Source organism: Streptomyces sp. NBC_00316 (genome assembly GCF_036158715.1).
GTDB lineage: Bacteria > Actinomycetota > Actinomycetes > Streptomycetales > Streptomycetaceae > Streptomyces.
In genome coordinates, this window is record NZ_CP108024.1 from 535,794 (window position 1) to 555,909 (window position 20,116).

Here is a 20,116-nt window from a genome sequence, read left to right on the forward strand (position 1 = left end):
ACATCCCTGTCACTGCCAGCTGCTGGGTGCCCGGTAAGGCTGCGGATCCGGCCGCCAGCGCCGGTCCGGCTCCAGCCGCTCACCGTCCTGCTGCTGGTCCTGGGCGCGCAGGCCGAGCAGCAGGACGGTAAGCGCTGCCACCTCTTCGGCGTCGGCCCGTCCCCGCTCGACGCGCAGCACGTCACCCGCCCCGCGCTCGGTGATGTCCGGGTCATTCATGACGGTCTCCTCAGACTTGTCCCGATACCGTCCGCCAGTTCACTGGAGGAACGTTCTTGCCCTGCTGGAATCCGGCCGCACCCGCCCGGCACGGCCCGCTATGTCCTGCCCGTCACCACCGACCGCAGACCGGCCGCGAGCGCGTCCGCGCTCGCCTCGGCGCTCCCCGTGCCCGCCATCACCACGATCGCGTCCCGGCCGGCCGCGACAGTGCGCGCGATCTCGTACGCCGTCACCGCGCCCGGCCCGCACCCGCACAGCAGCAGCCCTCCCCCGCGCACCGCCTCCACGAGAGCGGACGGCAATGCGAGCGGGGGCCCCTGACAGCGCAGCTCGACGATGCGCTCCGGGCCCTCGTGCAGGCGGGCGAAACGGTCGTAGGCGCCGGGCACCACGCCCTCCTGCGCGACCAGGCAGATGACATCTGCGCCGGGTTCTCCGCGCCGCAGTGTGGTCAGGGACGGCGGGCGGGTCCCCGGCGGCCGCACCGCCGCGCGCGGCACGCCCAGGCCGTCCAGCACCCGGACGAACTGCGCGACGGTGGTGCCCACGTCGGTGAGGTCCGCCAGGGCACGCAGCATCCGCACGCACTGCGAAAGCATCAGCGCGGCGTCCGCATCCCGCAGCACCGCACGGTCGTAGAGCGAGGTCAGACCGAGGCTCCCGTCCGGCTCGTGGCGCGCCACGAGCGTGACCGCGGCGCCCGTACCGCCGACAAGACGCGGCACGTCGACCCGGACGCCCTGTGCCTCGAGTTCCGCACGCACGGCCGGGATCATCGGTGGCCGACTGTCGAAATCGACGGTGGTGTCCGTCGATCGCACACCGCGGCCGGTCCACTGGCTCAGCAGTTCGTCGCTGACCCACGGATAGTTGGCCATGTCCAGTGCGGCGTCGCGCAGTCGGCGTATCAGCGCCTCCAGTGGCTCCGCCGGGTCGACGGTCACCGTCAGCGGGGCGCAGCCGCCCAGCAGGCCCGGCACGTCGACGGCCCCCGGCAGCGCGACGTCCCTCCCCGACAGCCGCACACCGAAGGTCACGTGACCTGGCTGGACACGGGCTCCCGCGGCCCGGTGCAGCAGCAATGCCCACACCATGTGCAGCGCACTGCTCTCCCCGGCGCCCCGAGCAGTCGCCCAGGACCTCAGCCGCAGGACCTGCGCCGGGCTGAGGCGGCGCCGTATCCGTCCGTCGCCGCTCTGCCGCGTGGAGCCGCACGGTCGTCCGGGGCTGACCGCGGCGTCCGGCGGCGGGGCGGCGCGGGACCAGTAGGCTCGTGCGGCGTCCGGGGACTGTCCGGCCAGCCAGCGGGCGTGGTCGCGGACATCGGGACGCCGTTCCCCTCCGGGCAGTGGCCCGCCCGCCAAATAGGCGCGGTAGAAGGCACGCAGCAGGACATGTACGGCACGCTCGTCCAGCAGCGCCCGGTGGTACGTCAGCAGGACACGGGTACACGGCACGGACGCGCCCGCAACGGACGGGGCGTCCTCGAGCAGCGTCAGCCGCAGCAGCCCGGCGCGGTTCAGTACGAAGCCCTGGGCCCGGTCGTGTTCGAGCAGATCGTTCCAGGACCGGATCGCCGCACGGGGGCGGTGAACGACGTCGATGTCCGCGTGATCATGCAGCACCAGCCGGGGCGTGGCCACCCAGTCGAACGCGCTGCGCAGCACCGATTCGCGGGCGGCCACCGATTGCCATGCGGCCACGAAGCAGTGCGGGTCCAGGGGGCCCGTCCAGCGCAGGGCCACCTGCTCGACATGACGGCCGGGATCGTCCGGCGCGCGGACGGCCGCCCGCACCCGTGCGCGCTGTGTACCCGACAGCGGCACGGTCCGCGCGCCCACCGGCAGCAGCAGGACGTCGGCGAGCAGTTCGGGTGACAGGGGCGCCCGGCCACGGGCGGTGTCACGCGGGACGAGTGTCAGTGTGTGGCGGCTGCCGGTGCGGCTCGTGAACAGGACGGAGAAGGCGTGGTGGCGCTCGACGAGCCGGGCCGCCAAACGGTCGGTCTCGGCCGGCGTCAGCGCCCCATACAGTTCGAGCACATGGGAGCCGTCCGGCGTCGTAGCGGACGCCGTATGGGTCACGCACAGGACGCCGCCCGGAGTCGGGCGTCCGCCGCTCATCCCCGGTCCCGCGCGCCCTCGTCCCCCACAGCGGAGGCGCCGGCGGCCAGGGACGGATCCGCCGCCGTCCGCCCGGGCAGCGGACCGCGGTGGGCCTCACTCACCAGATACCGGTCCTGGACGCGATGGGTGTCGAAGGTCCAGGCGTCGGTGTCCGGTGCGGGCGCGGCCAGCCTGGTGCGCCCGTCGGCGTCCTGCTCGAAGCCCACCCGGGAAAAGCTGTGGCGCAGGCCGTAGCCGAGCGCCTTGGTGTATGCCTCCTTCAGGGTCCACAGCCGCAGCAGTTCCGCGCGCTGTCGCTCCGCGGGCAGCGACGCCAGCCGCTCGGCCTCGTCGGGAGTGCACATCTCCTCGCCCATCAGGTCGAAGGGGATGGACCGGTCGGCCCGTTCGACGTCCACACCGATCGGCCCCGTGCGGCTCACTCCGACCACGAGCAGTTCGTCGGTGTGCGCCAGACTCAGCGCGAGCTCGTCCCAGCCGCGTACCCCCGGCCGTCCACCGGGCCGGAAGGTGAAGTCGATGTCCTGGACGGGGATCTCCAGGGCCGCGGCCACTGTGTACTTCATGACATAGCGCGACGCGGCGAATCCCAGCCGCTGCCCGGTGCCGGGGAACTGCCGGTAACGAGGCCAGTCCTGGCCCAGCATCTGGCGCAGCTGGGGATCGAGCAGCGCAGTCGGCGCCCACACTCCCCACGTGGTGTGCACGACCACGCGACCCGCACTGCTGAAACGGTCCTGCACCGAGTCCCACGGACCGTCGGGGCAGGCCACGTACACCGGCGCCGCACCGCCGGCCGCGGTGACCTCCACCGCACCCCGGGCGGTCACCACAGGATCCTGGTGGCGTGGAGGTCGCTGTCGGCACCCAGCCGGTCGCGCTTGTCCAGCTCCGCCTCGACACCCGCCTGCGCCTCGTCGAAGGGGCCGACCGGCGGCAGGCCAAGGCGCTGGACGGCGCGGGCAAGCGCCAGCGCCGCCCACACCCCGGAGGCGAGGAAACGGCTGCCGCCGTACCTGACGGCGTCCCGGCGGACCGCCAACACTACGCAGACCGTAATGAGTTGGGCATACCGCTCAGCCGCCACCGCCTCCGACCGGACCACGGTCCGGTCCGGTCCGGTCAGCAGTCTGCGTTCGGCGAGCAGCCGCTGTGCCGCCCGGGCCTGCCCGGAAACCGGACCGGCCGCGCCGCCGGAGTCGCCCCGGGTCGCCGCAGCATCGAGGACACGGTGCAGCTCTGCCTCCCAGTTGACGGGCGGGACCGCGCCGCCGGCATCCGCGTCCCTGCGCGCCGCGGCGAGATGTGCCGCGACGCGGCCACCGCCGGAACCTGCTGACGACGGCAGCCCGCGCACCAGTTCAGCCCTGCAGTCGGCCGTTCCGGTCGCCTCGCGTACGCAGGACACCTCGGCCGCTGTCTTCACGCACCACCGCAGTGCGGCACTGTCGGGCTCGTGACCGCATTCGCCGAGCGTGAGCACGGCTTCGTCCAGGATCTCGGCGGCCAGGGCGGGTACAACGCAGCCCGCTGCGGCTCGCAGCGCCCGTCCCGTACCGGGCGAACGGCTCAGGGACCGCAGCGCCACGGCCGTCAGGCTCTCGCACGCGACCAGGTCGGCGAAGCTCCGGGCCAGCGAGGCACGCCAGCGCGACAGCCCGGGTGCCCTCCGCTCCCCCTCGGCGACGGCGCGCACCGCGGCGCGCAGTGCGGTTCCGGCCGCGGCGCTCAGCGCCGCGGGCCCGACCAACCGGGCCAGCTCCACGGTCCGGTCCGGCAGCGGCCCGTCAGGTCCGTCGTCCGCGAACAGGGCCGCGGTGACGGCGGCGTGGCCCAGGGCCAGGTCGCGGCGGAACAACGGGCGCAGGGCGGCGACCAGGAAGTCACCACCGACGAAGTGCCCGCCCTTGCCGGCCGGCCGGATCTCGGACTCGACGATGCCGCTGAGCGCGGGCAGCCGCCGCAGCCCGCCCGGGAGAGCCAGGGCGTGGTGGCCGTACGGATTGGTCTGGTCGCACGGGTCGCCCAACAGCACCTCCAGACGCCGGGCGCGCCCTGTGACGGCGGCGGGCAGCGGTGCCGCCGCGTGGAAGGGCGGCACGGCGGCCGGTGCGGCCGTCCGCTCGTCCCGCAGGAGCGACCCCTGCCCGCTAGCGCCCATCGGCGTGTTCCTCCTCGTCGTCCGTGCCGGTGCGGTCGGCGTGGTCACCCCACGTGGCGCAGGGCACTCTCCGCATGCCACTTGGCCAGCCCGAGGATCTCGGCGCTGGCCTGCCCCAGACCCGTACGCACCTCGTGGCGCGCGTCGGTGAGGGTGGCTCCGGCGCCGAGGAAGGAGGCGAGGGCCTCCTCCCTGAGCATCACGGAGTGCGTACAGACCACCGTGAGTCCCGAACTGTCCGGAAGCAGAGCCCACTGGACGGTGTGCCCCGCGAGGATCTCGGGCGACACCACGTCCTTGTGGACGATGTGTCCGGCAGCCGGAAAGCAGAGCCGGACGGCACCCGAGGTGACGGTGTCGCCACCGTCCCAGGCGGTGCTGTCGATGTCGACGATCTGCACACCCGGAGTGTCCGTGCTGACCTCGGTCCACTCGATGTGCGGAACCAGGTCGGGCCAGTCCTCGACGCGCTGGAGAAAGTCGTAGACCAGTTCGGGCGGCCCCGTGGTGTGGACGCAGTCCGAGAAGGCCAGCAGCAATTCGTCCAGCCGCTCCCAGCGCTCGGCCACCGCCTTGACCTCGTCGAGCCGGGCCCTGACCTCCGTGTCGAGTGCCTGTGCCGCCGCCCCGGCCCAGGGCGCGGGGAAAGGGGATGCCCCGAGTTCTCGGCGCAGGGTCAGCACGCTGCCGCCGTCGCCGTCGGACGTCACGCGCCAGACGCCACGCCCGGTGACCCGCCGCGTCGTGGGATCGATCCGCTCGGTCTCGATGGTCCTGGTGCGCGGACGCAGGTGCCGGCGCACATGCAGGGCGCGCAGCCCGTCGCTCGCCATGTCCCACAGGTGCAGCAGTTCACGAGAGCCGTCACCGTCGATGCGCTCCGTATGGATGTACGACGGGAACAGCACGGGCCAGCGGAGCGGGTCCGCGAGCAGGCCGTAGACCACGCCGACGGGAGCCGCCACCGAGATCGCGTATTCGGCCACGTGCGCTTGGTGCGACGACATCCGAACTGGCCCCCTCTCCAACGGCCCGGATCACCGGACCAAGGATGCGGCGTCCTGCTGGAGTGCGACTCGAGGCAGGCAGGACCCGTCAGCCGGATTCGCCGCTCTCGGCCGGCCCGCCGATCTGCCCGGGCTGTTCCTGCCGCGGTGCCGCGGCCAGCCAGGACAGGAGAAACTCCCGGAACTGGACCATGTGCGCGTAAGGCGGCTGTTCCGGACCACAGGTGCCACCGAACAGCACAACGCCCGCGACGGCCGTGGAGATGGCGGTGGCCGCGCCCTCGGGGGAGACCTCCTCCGGGAGTTCGCCCGCCTCCCTCGCCCGCACGAGCACATCGCGGACCCACTCGTACCACCAGACGATGACACCACCTCCGCCCTTGCGGGAAGGGTCGCCGCCCAGCCGAAGGCCCGCCCGGGTCACGGGATCCGCGCCGACGACGTCGAGTATCCGCGTGACGGCGCACGCCAGGCACTGCAGCGAGGTGGCCGACCAGGCACTGCACTGCTCGACCATGGCCCGTAAGGCGAGCTCCGCGGCGTTCTCGACCGCGACCGCCAGCGCGTCCTTGTTCGAGAAGTGGAAGTGCAGGGCGCCGGTGCTCACACCAGCCCGCTTGCTGATCACAGGAAGAGAGGCCAGCGCGTATCCGTCGTCGGCGAAGACCTCCGCGGCCGCGTTGATGAGAGCACGACGAGTGCGGGCCGCTCGCTCCTGCTTGACCATCAGTTCCTCCTCATTCCGCCCTGAGCGGCGCGCCGAGTCCCCACTCCGGTCGCCGCGGACAGCGGTGTCCTGGCTCGGGAACAATAGCAAACCGCACGCCTGGTCGGTTTACGGAGACTCCTGTGCCCGTCGAATGCCCCGGGACACCTCCACGCGGATTCCAGCGTTTCGCGAGGGACCCTCGTGTGCGGGGCCGCATGGTGAGGGATCCGAAGCGATCGAAGGAGTCCCCGTGCGTATGACGGTGACCGGAACCATCGAGGCCAGAGAGGCTGGACGTGACGACGCTTCGTGAGACCCTCGCCCGGCCTGCCCCTTCGTTCTCCTTCGAGTTCTTCCCGGCAAGGACCCAGGCCGGTATGCGCGGTCTGTGGCAGGCGATCCGTCAGATCGAGCGCATCGCACCGGACTTCGTCTCCGTCACCTACGGAGCGGGCGGCTCCTCGCGGGAGCGCACCATCGAGGTGACCAAGCGGATCGTCGCCGAGACGACGCTGCGCCCGGTCGCCCATCTCACCGCGGTCGGCCACTCGGTGGCGCAGCTGCGCCACATCGTCGGCCAGTACGCCGACGCGGGCGTGCGCGACGTCCTCGTCCTGCGCGGGGACCCGCCCGGCGATCCGAACGCACCGTGGATCCCGCACCCGGACGGTTTCCTGCACGCCCACGAACTGGTCTCGCTCGTCCGGGAGCTCGGCGACTTCAGCATCGGGGTAGCGGCCTTCCCCGAACGTCATCCGCGCTCGTCCGACTGGGAGAGCGACATCAAGCACTTCGTCGCCAAGTGCCGGGCCGGCGCCGACTACGCCGTCACCCAGATGTTCTTCCACGTCGAGGACTATCTGCGGCTGCGCGACCGGGTGGCCGCTGCGGGCTGCGACATCCCGATCATCCCGGAGATCATGCCGGCCACCGACGCCCGCCAGATAGGCCGCTTCGCCGAACTGAGCGGCGCCGCCTTCCCCGAGGATCTGGCACACCGCCTGAACGCCGCCCGTGACAAGCCGGCGCAGGGTTACCGCATCGGCGTCGAGTACGCCACCGCCATGGCCGAACGGCTACTCGCCGAAGGCGCCCCGGGACTGCACTACATCACGCTCAACCGATCGACGGCGGCGCCCGAGATCCATCGCGCCGTGACCGGCTCGAGGAGTGTCCGGCCGGTGGGGATGCTCCACGGCTGACACTTCACCGACCTGCTGAGAGCGGAGGACCAAGTGCACGACATCAAGGAACAGGACGCCGGATTCGTTCACGAGGCGGCGGAATTCTCCCCGGGCACCGTCCCGCCGCTGCGGCTCGCGGGCTTCGACGAGGACGACATCGCCGAGCCGCACGTCGTACGCGGTATCGACTGACGCGCCGGTCCGGGCGGCGGGCGGCGTTTTCGGCGCCCGCCCGACATGTGGCCCGGCGCTCTGACGGCCCGGGACCCCGGAGCGGGCCGCGGACCTGGCTCGTGGTCGAGCCCCACTGGCATGGGATCAGGCTGGGCGGGCGCCGCGTCACGATCACGACAGGAACTCGACCAGGTCTCGAGTCTGCTCGCCAATACTCTCGATGACTCTTCGACTCCGATGAGAACCAGGGAAGTTGACCGAATGACCAGCGCCCGAACCCGCCCTGCGCAGGCCGTCGAGGACGCGCTCCGCCGGTTCGTCCGCGGAGCTGTTCGGCACGGGTGCCGCGATCCTGCTCGGGGACCTGGCCCAGGCGGGTCCGACGAGCTGCTGCACACCTCCGGTCTGTCGGCGCCGGTGCCGGCCCGGGTCGCCCCGGTGTGGTCGGCCCTGCGCGCAGAGGTGCTGCAGGGGCAGCAGATCGATGTGACGGCCGAGGTCTCCGGTGCCGAGGACGTCGATACGCCGCTGCGCGTCAACGAATACAAGGCGGTCTCCTGCACGGTGTCGCGGCCCTTGCACATCGGCGCCGCGATCGCCGGCGCGGACGCCGGATTCGTCGCCGCCTACCAGCCGTTCGGCCACGACATCGGCATTGCCTTCCAGTTGCGCGACGACCTGCCGGGTGTGTTCGGCAACCCGGAGGAGGCCGGCAAGCCGTCCGGCGACGACCTGTCCAGGGCAAGCGCACCATGCTGTTCGCGGTGGCACTGCATTACGCCGACGAGCAGGACCCGGATGCGTCGAAGTTCCTCAGGACCAGGATCGGGACACCGATCACCGACGGCGAACTCACCGTGATACGGACCGTCATGACCGATGCAGGAGCGGTGGAGCACATCGAATGCGACATCGCCCGGCGTACCGAGAGGGCCTTGACCACGCTGCGGGCGAGTACCGCCACCACGTATGCGAAGGGCGGGCTGACCGCCATGGCGATCAGCGCGACGCAGCGGGCCTCCTGATCCGAGTGGACCGACCTCGTCCGTAACGCGCCGCTGACCCGGCCCTGCCCCGGTCACGCCGACCTCGCAGAAATTCCCGACAGCAAGTTCTCGGGAACACCTTACCGAGATCACCCATGAGAAATCACAGGGGGCATCATGTCCGATTCCGTGGACGCTCAGGAATTCACCGATAACGCCGAAGTGCGGCGGCACAACCGCGCGATCGTCGAACAGTACATGCACACCCTGGGGCAGGACCGACTGCGCCGCCACGAGCTGTTCACCGAGGACGGCGCCGGCGGTCTGTGGACCACCGACACCGGAACTCCCGTGGCCACCCACGGCCGGGACCGCCTCGGTGAGCACGCCGTCTGGTCCCTCAAGTGCTTCCCGGACTGGGAGTGGTACAACATCCGGATCTTCGGGACGGACGACCCCAACCACTTCTGGGTCGAGTGCGACGGCCACGGCAAGATCATCTTCGAGGGCTATCCCGAAGGGTACTACGAGAACCACTTCCTGCATTCGTTCGAATTTGAGAACGGGAAGATCAAGCGGCAGCGAGAATTCATGAACGGGTTCCAGCAGCTGCGGGCCCTGGGTATTCCCGTCCCCGAGATCAAGCGCACGGGGATCCCGACCTGACGACGTCCCCTGACACGAGCGAGACCACCGTTCGATCGGAGTACGCAATGAAGGACGTCGTAAAGGACGTGATCCGTGAGATCAGCGTCCGCGGGGCACTGCAGCAGCCCGAATGGAACGATCTGCTCCAGCTGAACCGGGTCAGCGAGGCACTCGCCGCGCGCCCCGCCCTCGTACAGCCCGACGACGTGGCCACCTTGCGGACGCTGCTCGGCGCCGTGGCCTCGGGCAAGGCCATGGTGGTGCAGTCCGGCGACTGCGCCGAGGACCCGCAGCAGTGCGGGCCCGAACAGGTCGCCCGCAAGATGGCGGTGCTCGACCTGCTCGCCGGGACCCTCGGCCTGATCACCGGCAAGCCCGTGCTGCGCGCGGGACGCATAGCGGGGCAGTTCGCCAAGCCCCGGTCCCAGCCGACCGAAGTCGTCGACGGCATCGAACTCCCCGTGTTCCGGGGACACATGATCAACGGACCCGAGGCGGACCGCGAGAGCCGCCGGTTTGATCCACTGCGCATCCTCACCGGCTACATGGCCGCCAGCGACGCGGTCGAGCACCTGGGCTGGCGCGAGCGCGGCGCGGGCCGCCACGTCGTGAGCCCCCAGGTGTGGACGAGCCATGAGGCGCTGCTGCTCGACTACGAGGTGCCCATGCTGCGCACCGACGACGAAGGGCGGCTCTTCCTCGGCTCCACGCACTGGCCGTGGATCGGTGAGCGCACCCGCCAGATCGACGGCGCCCACGTCGCCATGCTTTCCCAGGTCGCCAACCCGGTGGCCTGCAAGGTCGGCCCCACCATGGAGCCCGATGAGCTGGTGGCACTGTGCGAGCGGCTCGACGCGTGGCGTGACCCGGGCAAACTCACCCTGATCGCGCGGATGGGCGCCGACAAGGTCGCTGACCGGCTGCCGCGCCTGGTCGAGGCGGTGCGCGAGGCCGGACATGCCGCCATCTGGCTCACCGACCCCGTGCACGGCAACACCGTCACCGCGCCCAGCGGCTACAAGACACGGATCGTGGAGACCGTCGCACTCGAGGTCTCCCGCTTCGTGACGGCCGTACGCGACGCGGGCGGCGTCCCCGGCGGTCTGCACCTGGAGACGACGCCCGACGACGTCACCGAGTGCGCCGCCACCGAGGCCGGCCTCGCCACCGTCGGCGAGCGCTACACCTCGTTCTGCGACCCCCGACTCACCCCGTGGCAGGCCGTGTCCGTGACCTCGGCCTGGGCCGCCTGAGCCCGCACGCATCGAGCAGGAACAGGAACCAAGCCATGACCGGCATCCCACCCATCCCCGCGTACCCACTGCCTGCCCAGGGCGACCTGCCGCCGGCCGCCGTGTCCTGGAAGCCCGAAGCCGACCGGTCGGTGCTTCTCATTCACGACATGCAGCGGTACTTCGTCAAGCCGTTCCCCGACCCCCTGCGTCACGACCTCATACACAACGCGGCGCAGCTGCGCGAACGCTGCGCCGAACTCGGTGTCCCCGTCGCCTACACCGCACAGCCCGGCGGCATGACCGACGAACAGCGCGGACTGCTCAAGGACTTCTGGGGGCCAGGCATGCGCACAGCGCCCGAGGACCGTCAGGTGGTCGACGCACTCGCGCCGGCCGGACACGACTGGCAGCTCACCAAGTGGCGCTACAGCGCCTTCTTCAGGACCGACCTGCTCGGACGGATGCGGGCCGCCGGCCGCGACCAGCTGATCCTGTGCGGTGTGTACGCCCACGTCGGCGTCCTCGCCAGCGCAGTCGAGGCCTTCACCCACGACATCCAGCCATTCCTCGTTGCGGACGCGACCGCCGATTTCACGCAGGAGTACCACCGCTCGGCGCTCACCTACGCCGCCGAACGTTGTGCCCGCGTCGTCACCGTCAAGGAGGTGTTCGCATGACGTCCGACCTGCTCGCACACGCACTGAACGGGACGGGACAGCCGTACGCGCTGCTGCACCGGCCCGGGGTCACCGGCGCCGGAATCGTGGAGGTGCTGACGGGTGAGGTGTCCCTGCCCGCCGCCCTGGCCGACCTCCCGCTGCCCGACAAGGCGGCACACGGCGTCGGTGCGCATCACGAGGTGCTCGTGCTCATGCCCTACCGGCAGCTGACCGAGCGCGGCTTCGCCTGTGCCGACGACGGCACGCCGCTGGTGGCGATGACCGTCACCGGCCAGCAGCGGCTGGCGCTTCAGGAGGTGCTGGCCCGGATCCCCGAGGTGCCGACGCTGCTGGCCGACGGTGACTTCGACGTCGACGACACGGAGTACGAGGACGTGGTGCGACGCATCGTCAAGGAGATGATCGGCACCGGCGAGGGCGCGAACTTCGTCATCAAACGCACCTTCGTCGCCGACATCACCGAGTACGGGCCGCTCAGCGCCCCCACGCTGTTCCGCCGACTCCTGCAGCGCGAGTCGGGTACACACTGGACGTTCTTGATCCACACCGGCACGCGTACGCTCGTCGGCGCCTCACCCGAGCGGCACGTCAGCCTGCAAGAGGGTACGGCCGTGATGAACCCCATCAGCGGGACCTACCGCTATCCGTCGAGCGGTCCCACCCTCTCGGGCGTCCTGGAGTTCCTCCGTGACCGCAAGGAGACCGACGAGCTGTACATGGTGCTCGACGAGGAACTGAAGATGATGGCCCGGATCTGTGCTGACGGCGGCCGGGTCGTGGGCCCCTACCTGAAGGAAATGACCAAGGTCGCGCACACCGAGTACTTCATCGAAGGCCGCACCGACCGCGACGTACGCGACATCCTGCACGAGACGATGTTCGCGCCCACGGTCACCGGCAGCCCGCTGGAGAGCGCCTGCCGCATCATCAGCCAGTACGAGCCCGGCGGCCGCGGCTACTACAGCGGCGCCGCGGCGCTGATCGGCCGCGACGACGACGGCGAGCGGGTCATGGACTCGGCGATCCTCATCCGCACCGCCGACATCAGTGCACAGGGCCGCATCGGTATCGGGGTGGGCGCCACCATCGTGCGCCACTCCGACCCGGCGTCCGAGGCCGCGGAGACCCGGTCCAAGGCCGCCGCCCTGGTCTCCGCGTTCGGCGGCGACCAGGAGGCGGAGCGCTTCGGCGACCATCCGGTGGTGCGCCACGCCCTGGGACTGCGTAACACGACCATCGCCGACTTCTGGCTGACCGGCACCGAGGCCCGTGCTGCGGCGCGGCCGGAACTGGCCGGGCGCACGGTTCTCGTGGTGGACGCCGAGGACACCTTCACCTCCATGCTCGATCAACAACTCCGCTCACTGGGACTGGAGGTGACGGTCCGTCGGTTCGACGAACCGTACTCCTTCGACGGGCACGACCTGATCGTGATGGGGCCGGGGCCGGGCGATCCGCAGCAGGTCGCGCACCCCAAGATGCGGCATCTGCACCGCGCGGTGGACACCCTGCTGCGCGAACGGCGCCCTTTCCTCGCCGTCTGCCTGAGCCATCAGGTACTCGGCCTGCGCCTGGGCCTGACATTGCGCCGCAGGACGACGCCCAATCAGGGCGTGCAGAAGAAGATCGACTTCTTCGGCGGCGTCGAGCGGGTCGGCTTTTACAACACCTTCGCACTCGTCGCCGAGGACGAGGAGTTCATCGCGGACGGTGTGGGACCGGTCCGGGTCAGCACAGACCCGGCCACGGGGGAGGTGCACGCCCTGAGCGGGCCCACGTTCCACTCCCTGCAGTTCCACCCGGAGTCCGTGCTGACCCGGGAAGGGCCGCGGATCCTGGGCACTCGCCTGGCCGGGCTGCTCGCGCCGGCCGAGACCGCGGGCCGGGCCTGAGGCACCACCGGACCGCCCCGAATCCGCCGGGCCGGCGCCCACCCCCGAGCGCCGGCCCGGCACCTGCCTACAACACACGAGTGGGAGACCAGATGCACACGTACGTCGTCGTCGACGCCTTCGGGCAGGAGCCCCTCAACGGAAATCCGGTGGCGGTGTACTTCGAGGCCGACGACCTGAGCGGCGAGCAGATGCAACGCATCGCGCGCGAGATGAACCTGTCGGAGACCACGTTCGTTCTCCGCCCGCAGCACGAGCACCACGACGCCCATGTGCGGATCTTCACGCCGGTCAACGAACTGCCCTTCGCAGGCCACCCGCTGCTGGGCACCGCGATCGCGCTCGGCAGCCGCACCACCGACGGCGACCGGCTGGTCATCGAGACCGCTAGGGGGACGGTCCCCTTCGAGCTGCGGCGCGTCGAGGGCAAGGTCGTAGGGGCGAGCATGCGGCAGCCGGTGCCCACGTGGGAGCCCTTCGACCGCGCCGATGAGCTCCTTGAGGCACTCGGCGTCAAGGACTCCACGCTGCCGGTGGAGGCCTACCGCAACGGTCCGCGGCACGTCCTCGTCGGTCTCAGAAGCATCGAGGCGCTGTCGAAGCTGGACCCCGACCACCGGGCCCTGGCCAGGTTCCCCGACATGGCAGCCAACTGCTATGCGGGGAAGGGAAGTGCGTGGCGCAACCGCATGTTCTCGCCCGCCTACGGAGTTGTCGAGGACGCGGCCACCGGCTCAGCCGCGGGGCCCATCGCCATCCATCTCGCCCGGCACGGCCGGATCGCGTACGGGCAACGCATCCAGATCCTCCAGGGAGTCGAGATCGGCCGCCCCTCTCCCATGGACGCGCTCGCGCACGGAGCGGGCGACCACGTCACCTCCGTCGAGGTCTCGGGCCCCGGCGTGCTCACCATGGAAGGGGTACTCCATGTCTGACCATGGCACCGCGGTCGCGCCCCCCGGCGGCGCCACCCGCTCCGAGACGCTCACCGGCAATGCCGACGTGCCCTTCCCCGAGTTCGCCGCGCCGCCGGCCGAACCGATGGGGCTGCTGTCCGCCTGGCTCGAGGGAGCCGTCGAGCACGGGGTCCGCGAGCCGCGCGCGCTGGCCCTGGCCACCGCCGACGCGCAGGGCCGCACCTCCTCACGCATCGTGGCCGTCACCAGGGTCACGGCCGGCGGGATCGTGTTCATCACCCACTCCGACAGCCGAAAGGGCCGCGAACTCGCCTCGAATCCCTGGGCGTCGGGGGTCCTGTACTGGCGGGAGACCACGCAGCAGATCACGTTCGCGGGCCCGGTCGGTCGGCTGTCCGATACCGAAGCGGAGTCCCTGTGGTCCGCGCGGGCGGTCTTCACGCACGCCATGACGACGGCCTCCCGGCAGAGTGCGCCGCTGGAGGACCTCGAACACTTCGCCCGGCTGCGGGCCCGGGCTCTGGAACTGGGGGAGCCGCAGCGCCCGCTGCCGCGCCCGGCCACCTTCGCGGGCTACCGCCTCGAGCCCGACACCGTCGAGTTCTGGGGCAACGGCACCGATCGGCTGCACGAACGCCTGGTCTACGAGCGCACCGGGGACGGCTGGGAGATCAGTCGCCTGCAGCCGTGAACGGCTCCGAGCCCCGGCACCGCCGACCCACGAACACCCAAGGAGTCGTCATCACTTCGTCGCACGCCCCGCGGACCGTCACCGCTGCGCCGGTGTTCACTGACCACCACGACCTGCGGGCCCGCAACCGGCGGGCCGTGGAACAGTATCTGAGCACCGGCACCGAGGAACGGCTGCGCCGGCACACCCTCTACACCGAGGACGGTACCGCCTCCCTCTTCTACACCGACATCGGCCGGCCCATCGTCGTCACGGGCCTCGAGAAGCTGCGACACCACGGCGAGCTGTCCCTGCAGGTACTGCCCGACTGGCAGTGGTTCGACGCGCAGATCTACGAGACCCAGGACCCGTCGGTCATCTGGGTCGAGTGCGACGGCGAAGGGACGATCCGATTCCCCGGCTATCCCGAAGGGCGCTACCGCAACCACTTCATCCTCGGATTCACGCTGCGCGACGGGAAGATTGCCGCGAGCCGCGAGTACACCAACCCGATCGAGCACATGAAGGCACTGGGCATCGAGACCCCGCACATCCAACGGGACTGGATCCCCACCTCCTGACCGGCCCCGTACACGGCCCGACGATCCGCCGAACGCGCTCCGGCGAAATGAGCAGCGGGGACGGTGTTTCTCGGGCGGAGCGGCGGGAAACACCCCGGTGCACCCCGGATTCCCCATCGCTCCAGTCGCTGATAGTCGCGGTGACCGGCGTACCCGACTCGACGGCGCAGCCGGCCGTGAGGAGCGCATTCCCGCATCGGTGCAGGGCTTCTCCACCGGGTTTCTAGGAGCGAAAGCCATGATTGAGCCCGGCGACAGGCCGCCGAGCCGATGCGCCGATCCATGTCGACCCTGGGGGACCGGAATGCCCGGAAAAGCTGATCTCGAAGATCTGTACGCGGCCACGGCGCAGGCGGCCGCACTGCTGAACATAACCTGCTCCCGCGAGAAGATGTGGCCCGCCCTGACCGCGTTCCAGGACGTGATTACTGACCCCATCGTCTTCAACACAGTGACCAGCCGAGGTCGAGTGGGAGGGCTCTCCTTCGACTTCGGGACGGCGCCGGATGCTGGTGACCCCTACGCGCGCGCTCTGGCGCACGGCCTCGCGGATGAGACGGACCACTCGATCCGCTCCCTCTTCTCGGACATCCAAGCGCGCTTTTCCCTGATGGCTTTCGGCGTCGACTACGAAATCACCCGCGGCTTCAACAAGGCCTATGCCTTCTTCCCGCTGAGCGACCTGAAGTCACTGGCCGAACTGGCTGACATCCCGTCCATGCCGCACGGCCTGTCCGAGCAGATCCCCACGTTCATCGAATTCGGCTTGGACGACAAGGTCTCGGCCGTCGCCATCGACTACACACGCCGGACGTGGAACGTGTACTTCAACGGCCTGTCCGCCGAACACGTCGAGCGCAAGGCCGTGGTGGCGATGCTCCGAGAGTTCGGTCTGCCGGAGCCGAGCGAGCACCTGCTGGACTTCGCCCAGACCTCGGCAGGGCTGTACCCCACCCTCGGCTGGGACTCCTCCAAGATCGAGCGGATCAGCTTCTCCACACGGAGCACGGATCCGCAGGCCCTTCCCGCACGCATCGAACCGAAGCTCGGGACGTTCGCCGCGAACGCGCCATACGCGTACGAGGGTGATCGCATCCTCGTATACGCAGCCGCGCTGTCCTCCAGCGAGGAGTACTACAAACTCGCCTCCTACTACCGAATGAACTCGGCAGCACACCTCCGTGTGCGTTCGGTCAGTTGACGTGGGGTGGGGCGGGAGGCCGAGAGTCGCGCGGGCCGGTCAAGTGGGATGTCGGGATTGTGTCAGGAGTTGCTGATGGCCTTCTGCATGCTTGAGCGGCGCCTCCTGAGAAAGGGGAGGGGGTCTTCGTCAGCGCGGGCCCCGGACTGCCGATGACCACCAGCCGCTTCTCACGTCTGCCGCAGGACGAGCCGATCACCGTCGTCGTGGAGCTCGGCCGCGGCGCGCTGCCCGTACTGGAGCTGCGCGGGCCGATCGAGGCCACCCGTATCGAGGCCGCGCTCGACAGCATCGCCGCACGCCACCCGGGCGCGCCCGCCTGGACGGCCGACCTCGAGAGCCGGGGGCCCTGTCGGCACACCCTGCGCTTCACGGACGGGGCGGACGGCGAGCAGAGCGAATTCCCCCTCGGGGCCCTTGCCGACCTGCTCACCCACGGCGGCCGCGGATCCTTCAGGACCCGCCGGCTGGCCGCGACGCCACTGCAGCGCGAACTGCTGGCGGACGCCGACGCCCACCCCGGTCCGGGCCGCCAGGTCGAGCAGACGGCGTGGGACTGGCGCGGGCCCCTCGACGTAGCGCGGTTCACGGCGGCCTGGCGCTCGGTGTTCGCCCGCGAGTCCGTGCTGCGCACCGCCTTCGACGACCGGGCAGAACCCGGCCTCGTCGTGCACGACGAGGCCGAGCCGCAGGTCGTACAGCTGCCGCACGGCAGCGCCGAGTGGCACTCCCTCGTCGAGGCCGACCGGCGTCGTGGCATCGACCCGCGCCGCCCTGCCCCGCTGCGCATCACCCTGCTCGGCGGCGGCCCGGCGAGCCCCGTCTTCGCACCGCCCGCCCAGGTCCTGCTCACCTACCACCACGCACTGCTCGACAGCTGGTCGATCCGGCTCCTGGTCCGCGAGTTCTACCGTGCCTATCTCGCCGGCGGGGAATTACCCGGCGGAGAGCGCCGACCCGACATGACCGACTACGTGGCCTGGCTCGCCGTTCAGAGCACCGCAGCCGCCGAGGACTTCTTCACCAGCGCCGACACCGGCGACTTCGTACCTGTACCACCGCTGTTCACCGGCACCGGCAGCCGCGCCGAGGGCCGCTCGAGGCTCCGCCTGACCGAGCAGGAGACCTCGCGGCTCGTCCACTGGGCCGCCCTCTGGGGCGGTAGCGAGTCCACTGCCCTGCAGGCCGTGTGGGCGCTGCTGCTGTACCGCGCCAACCGGGCCGAGGGACCGTCACAGGTGCGCTTCGCCACCACTGCTTCGGGCCGGAGCATCCTCTTCGAAGGGGTGGAGCGGACCCCCGGCGCGCTGGCCGGGCCGCTGCCGCAGTCCGTGCTCGTCGACCCGGACGCCACGGTGCCCCAGCTGATCGCCGACCTGCGCGACCGCTGCCTGGACCAGGCCGCCTACGAATGGGTGTCGGCGGGCCAGATCCACGTCTGGACCCGCACGCCGCACCCGCCCGCCGACACCCTGCTCACCTTCGAGGCAGCGCCGCGTGTCCTGACCGAGCTGGAGGCCGAACTTGCCGCGTCCGGCATCGAGGTGGAGCCGCCGCAGACTCTCGGTGCCCGCACCGCCTTCCCCGTCACGCTGATCGCCCACCGCGACGGGGGCGGCCGCCTGGTCCTCACCGCCTCCTACGACCAGGTGAGGCTCCCGGAGATCACCGAACTCCTCGCCCATGCCGCGCTACTGCTGCGCGAACTCCCGCGTGGCGCCGGGCAGCACACCACCGTCGGCGAGGCCCTCGCCCTGCTGTCCGGCATGGGCACCGGCGCCGCCGTCGGTCCGGTGCAGGCCGAACCCGAGGAGACCGGCGTCCCGCCGGCCGTACTGCGCCACCCCGCCCACGCGGACGCCGGCACCGTCGGCCTGCTGCAGGCGCCGGGCATCTCCCGGGCCTTCTACGACCAGCTCGCCCGCGCCTACACAGGCCCCGAGGAACTTCTCCTGCTCGGTCCCGTTCCGGTGGGCGGCGCCCAGGCCGATGCCGCCGCACGCGCCGTGTACGACGCGCTCGGCTCCCGCATCCGGTCCGGTGGCGGGCTGGCCCTCGCCGCGTTCTCCGGTGACGGTGTCGCCGCCTGCGCCATCGCCCGCCTCGCCGCGGCGGACGGCCACCGGCCGCTCGCCATCGTCCTCGACACGGCCGGCACCGGACCCGACGAACTGGCCAACAGGCTCGCGTCAGCCGTCGGACGCCGGCCCTGACCCGCCCTCGTACGCACCACACACCGCACGACACCAGGGATGCACCTGAACCGACAGCAGCGAGATGCCGAGGAGGCAGCCATGCAGGACCCCGCCCCGAAGCCGGTACCGCACCCGCGCAAGGACGAGATCGTCTCCCGGGCCTGGGCCGAGGCGCTGGCGATGGCCCACGGGGACGCGGACCGCACCCACCGCCCGCCGGGCGAGCTGGTGGCCGCCGCGCTGAAAGCGCACCGAGCGCTGTCTCGGGGGCTCAAACAGAACGTGCCGGTCACGGCCCTCGGGCCGGACGGCGGTGTGCGAGGGCTCGCCGCCTTCGTCGCGGTGTACGCCGCCCAGCAGGAACAGCGCGACGACCGCGACCTGGGAGCTGCGGCGTGAGGTCGAACGCCGCTGCAGCTGGACTCTAAGTTCGCTACTGGACAAGGGACTTGGGGAAGCCCCGTGCCTAAGGGCTGTCCCGTAATCCCTGGTGGATCAGCGCGCGGCGTCAGATGCGGTGCATCGCAAGGCGGAGGGACGTCCGCATACTGGGCGTATACGGGCGTTCCAACAACGCGGCGAGGTGCCGTAGCTGTCGTCGTGCGCCCGCCAGGGGTTACGGGACAGCCCTTAGAGTGGGCCGTGCACATCCCCTCCCCCGGTCCGCCCGCCTGCCGTCACCCGACGAGGGCGGGCGCGTCGACGTACGGGCGAAGCCGGCGTTGGAGCCCTCCTCGGCGAGCGCCTCGGCAGCCGCACGGATCAGCGGACGCGGTGATACGCCTCGCTCACCAGATACCGGTCCTGTACGAGATGGGTGGCGAAGGACCAGGCGCCGGCCGAAGCGGAGTCCTCGGCGAGGACCGGACGTCCGTCGGCGTCCCAGTGGAATCCCACGGCGCTGAAGCGGCGCCGCATTCCCTGCCCGAGGGCCTTGGTGTACGCCTCCTTGAGCGTCCACAGCCACAGGAAGCGCGCTGTGCGCTCGCCGTCGGGCAGCGCGTCGAGCACCTCGGCCTCCTCCCGGGTGCACACATGCGTCCGCATCAGGTCGTAGGGGATCTGCCGAGTGCCCGACTCGGTGTCCACGCCGATGGGTCCGCTGCGGCTGACGGCGGCGACGATCAGCTCCTCGGTGTGGGCGAGGCTCAGGTGCACTTCCTCCCCGAAGCCGCGCAGCGTGGGCGCCCCGCCGGGCTGGTAGGCGATGTCGAAGGCGACCGGGGCGGCGTCGAGGACCGCCGCGGCCGTGTGCTTCATGACCATGCGCGACACCGCGAAGACGAACCGGCCGGACGGATCGGGGGCCTGCCGGTAGCGCGGCCAGTCCTGCCCGAGCAGCGTGCGCAGGTCCGGATCCAGCAGGGCGGCGGTCAGCCACTCGCCCCATGTGGTGTACACCACGACCCGTCCCGTGTCCTCGGCCCGCTCGCGCACCTCCTCCCACAAGGCGTCGGGCCCTGCCACATGGACGGGCGGCGCACCGAACTGCGGCGCGGTCATGTCCCCCACCTCCGGTTCTCCCTCG

21 protein-coding genes are annotated in these 20,116 nt (G+C 70.9%); 14 read left to right on the forward strand and 7 right to left on the reverse strand.

All coding sequences use genetic code 11. The features are described from left to right. Window positions 1-9: 9 nt before the first annotated feature. The 6 genes from OG878_RS41330 to OG878_RS41355 all read right to left on the reverse strand — a co-directional run bounded on the left by OG878_RS41330 (window position 10) and on the right by OG878_RS41355 (window position 6,243). A complete protein-coding gene (locus OG878_RS41330) occupies window positions 10-219 on the reverse strand; it encodes an acyl-CoA carboxylase subunit epsilon (protein WP_328891850.1) in 210 nt (69 codons plus the stop codon). 98 nt (window positions 220-317) lie between these two features. Continuing rightward, entirely contained in the window at window positions 318-2,345 is a 2,028-nt protein-coding gene (locus OG878_RS41335) for a condensation domain-containing protein (RefSeq protein ID WP_328891851.1), read from the reverse strand. Beyond that, window positions 2,342-3,178, reverse strand: a complete 837-nt coding sequence (locus tag OG878_RS41340; protein WP_328891852.1) for a 4'-phosphopantetheinyl transferase family protein — start codon at window positions 3,176-3,178, stop codon at window positions 2,342-2,344. The genes OG878_RS41335 and OG878_RS41340 overlap by 4 nt, the downstream gene beginning before the upstream one ends. Beyond that, complete coding sequence (locus OG878_RS41345; protein ID WP_328891853.1) at window positions 3,175-4,509, reverse strand: hypothetical protein; 1,335 nt, start codon at window positions 4,507-4,509, stop codon at window positions 3,175-3,177. The genes OG878_RS41340 and OG878_RS41345 overlap by 4 nt, the downstream gene beginning before the upstream one ends. A 44-nt stretch (window positions 4,510-4,553) precedes the next feature. Further along, window positions 4,554-5,495 (reverse strand): SRPBCC family protein, encoded by a 942-nt coding sequence (locus tag OG878_RS41350; RefSeq protein WP_328891854.1) that lies wholly within the window; start codon window positions 5,493-5,495, stop codon window positions 4,554-4,556. Between the two features lie 109 nt (window positions 5,496-5,604). Continuing rightward, window positions 5,605-6,243, reverse strand: coding sequence for a ScbR family autoregulator-binding transcription factor (locus tag OG878_RS41355; RefSeq protein ID WP_328891855.1), 639 nt, complete (start codon window positions 6,241-6,243; stop codon window positions 5,605-5,607). A gap of 278 nt (window positions 6,244-6,521) precedes the next feature. Between OG878_RS41355 and metF the strand changes: the two genes are divergently transcribed. From metF to OG878_RS41425, 14 genes are all read left to right on the forward strand, one after another. Then, window positions 6,522-7,427 carry a methylenetetrahydrofolate reductase [NAD(P)H] gene (metF, locus tag OG878_RS41360; RefSeq protein WP_328891856.1) on the forward strand — a complete coding sequence of 302 codons (906 nt, stop codon included), beginning with the start codon at window positions 6,522-6,524 and terminating at the stop codon, window positions 7,425-7,427. A gap of 33 nt (window positions 7,428-7,460) precedes the next feature. Beyond that, window positions 7,461-7,601, forward strand: a complete 141-nt coding sequence (locus OG878_RS41365; protein ID WP_328891857.1) for a hypothetical protein — start codon at window positions 7,461-7,463, stop codon at window positions 7,599-7,601. A 243-nt stretch (window positions 7,602-7,844) separates the two neighbouring features. Then, window positions 7,845-8,444, forward strand: a complete 600-nt coding sequence (locus OG878_RS41370; protein ID WP_328891858.1) for a polyprenyl synthetase family protein — start codon at window positions 7,845-7,847, stop codon at window positions 8,442-8,444. Between the two features lie 11 nt (window positions 8,445-8,455). Next, entirely contained in the window at window positions 8,456-8,608 is a 153-nt protein-coding gene (locus OG878_RS41375; protein ID WP_328891859.1) for a hypothetical protein, read from the forward strand. Window positions 8,609-8,746: 138 nt separating this feature from the next. Continuing rightward, window positions 8,747-9,235, forward strand: coding sequence for a PhzA/PhzB family protein (locus OG878_RS41380; RefSeq protein WP_328891860.1), 489 nt, complete (start codon window positions 8,747-8,749; stop codon window positions 9,233-9,235). Between the two features lie 47 nt (window positions 9,236-9,282). Then, window positions 9,283-10,470 (forward strand): 3-deoxy-7-phosphoheptulonate synthase, encoded by a 1,188-nt coding sequence (locus tag OG878_RS41385; protein WP_328891861.1) that lies wholly within the window; start codon window positions 9,283-9,285, stop codon window positions 10,468-10,470. A gap of 35 nt (window positions 10,471-10,505) precedes the next feature. Then, the gene (locus OG878_RS41390) at window positions 10,506-11,129 is read left to right on the forward strand and encodes an isochorismatase family protein (RefSeq protein ID WP_328891862.1); all 624 of its coding nucleotides are present in this window, start codon (window positions 10,506-10,508) and stop codon (window positions 11,127-11,129) included. Continuing rightward, the gene (locus OG878_RS41395; protein WP_328891863.1) at window positions 11,126-13,024 is read left to right on the forward strand and encodes an anthranilate synthase family protein; all 1,899 of its coding nucleotides are present in this window, start codon (window positions 11,126-11,128) and stop codon (window positions 13,022-13,024) included. Before OG878_RS41390 ends, OG878_RS41395 begins: the two co-directional genes overlap by 4 nt. A 92-nt stretch (window positions 13,025-13,116) precedes the next feature. Beyond that, on the forward strand, window positions 13,117-13,959 hold the full coding sequence (locus OG878_RS41400) for a PhzF family phenazine biosynthesis protein (protein WP_328891985.1): 843 nt from the start codon (window positions 13,117-13,119) through the stop codon (window positions 13,957-13,959). Then, window positions 13,952-14,632 (forward strand): phenazine biosynthesis FMN-dependent oxidase PhzG, encoded by a 681-nt coding sequence (phzG, locus tag OG878_RS41405; RefSeq protein ID WP_328891864.1) that lies wholly within the window; start codon window positions 13,952-13,954, stop codon window positions 14,630-14,632. The genes OG878_RS41400 and phzG overlap by 8 nt, the downstream gene beginning before the upstream one ends. A gap of 92 nt (window positions 14,633-14,724) precedes the next feature. Beyond that, window positions 14,725-15,192 (forward strand): PhzA/PhzB family protein, encoded by a 468-nt coding sequence (locus OG878_RS41410; RefSeq protein WP_328891865.1) that lies wholly within the window; start codon window positions 14,725-14,727, stop codon window positions 15,190-15,192. 304 nt (window positions 15,193-15,496) lie between these two features. After that, window positions 15,497-16,393 carry an aromatic prenyltransferase gene (locus OG878_RS41415; RefSeq protein WP_328891866.1) on the forward strand — a complete coding sequence of 299 codons (897 nt, stop codon included), beginning with the start codon at window positions 15,497-15,499 and terminating at the stop codon, window positions 16,391-16,393. A gap of 152 nt (window positions 16,394-16,545) precedes the next feature. Beyond that, the gene (locus tag OG878_RS41420; protein ID WP_328891867.1) at window positions 16,546-18,606 is read left to right on the forward strand and encodes a condensation domain-containing protein; all 2,061 of its coding nucleotides are present in this window, start codon (window positions 16,546-16,548) and stop codon (window positions 18,604-18,606) included. 81 nt (window positions 18,607-18,687) lie between these two features. Continuing rightward, window positions 18,688-18,987 carry a hypothetical protein gene (locus OG878_RS41425; RefSeq protein WP_328891868.1) on the forward strand — a complete coding sequence of 100 codons (300 nt, stop codon included), beginning with the start codon at window positions 18,688-18,690 and terminating at the stop codon, window positions 18,985-18,987. 363 nt (window positions 18,988-19,350) lie between these two features. Here OG878_RS41425 and OG878_RS41430 read toward each other — a convergent pair whose 3' ends face one another. Further along, the gene (locus tag OG878_RS41430; protein WP_328891869.1) at window positions 19,351-20,091 is read right to left on the reverse strand and encodes a 4'-phosphopantetheinyl transferase family protein; all 741 of its coding nucleotides are present in this window, start codon (window positions 20,089-20,091) and stop codon (window positions 19,351-19,353) included. Window positions 20,092-20,116: the final 25 nt, after the last annotated feature.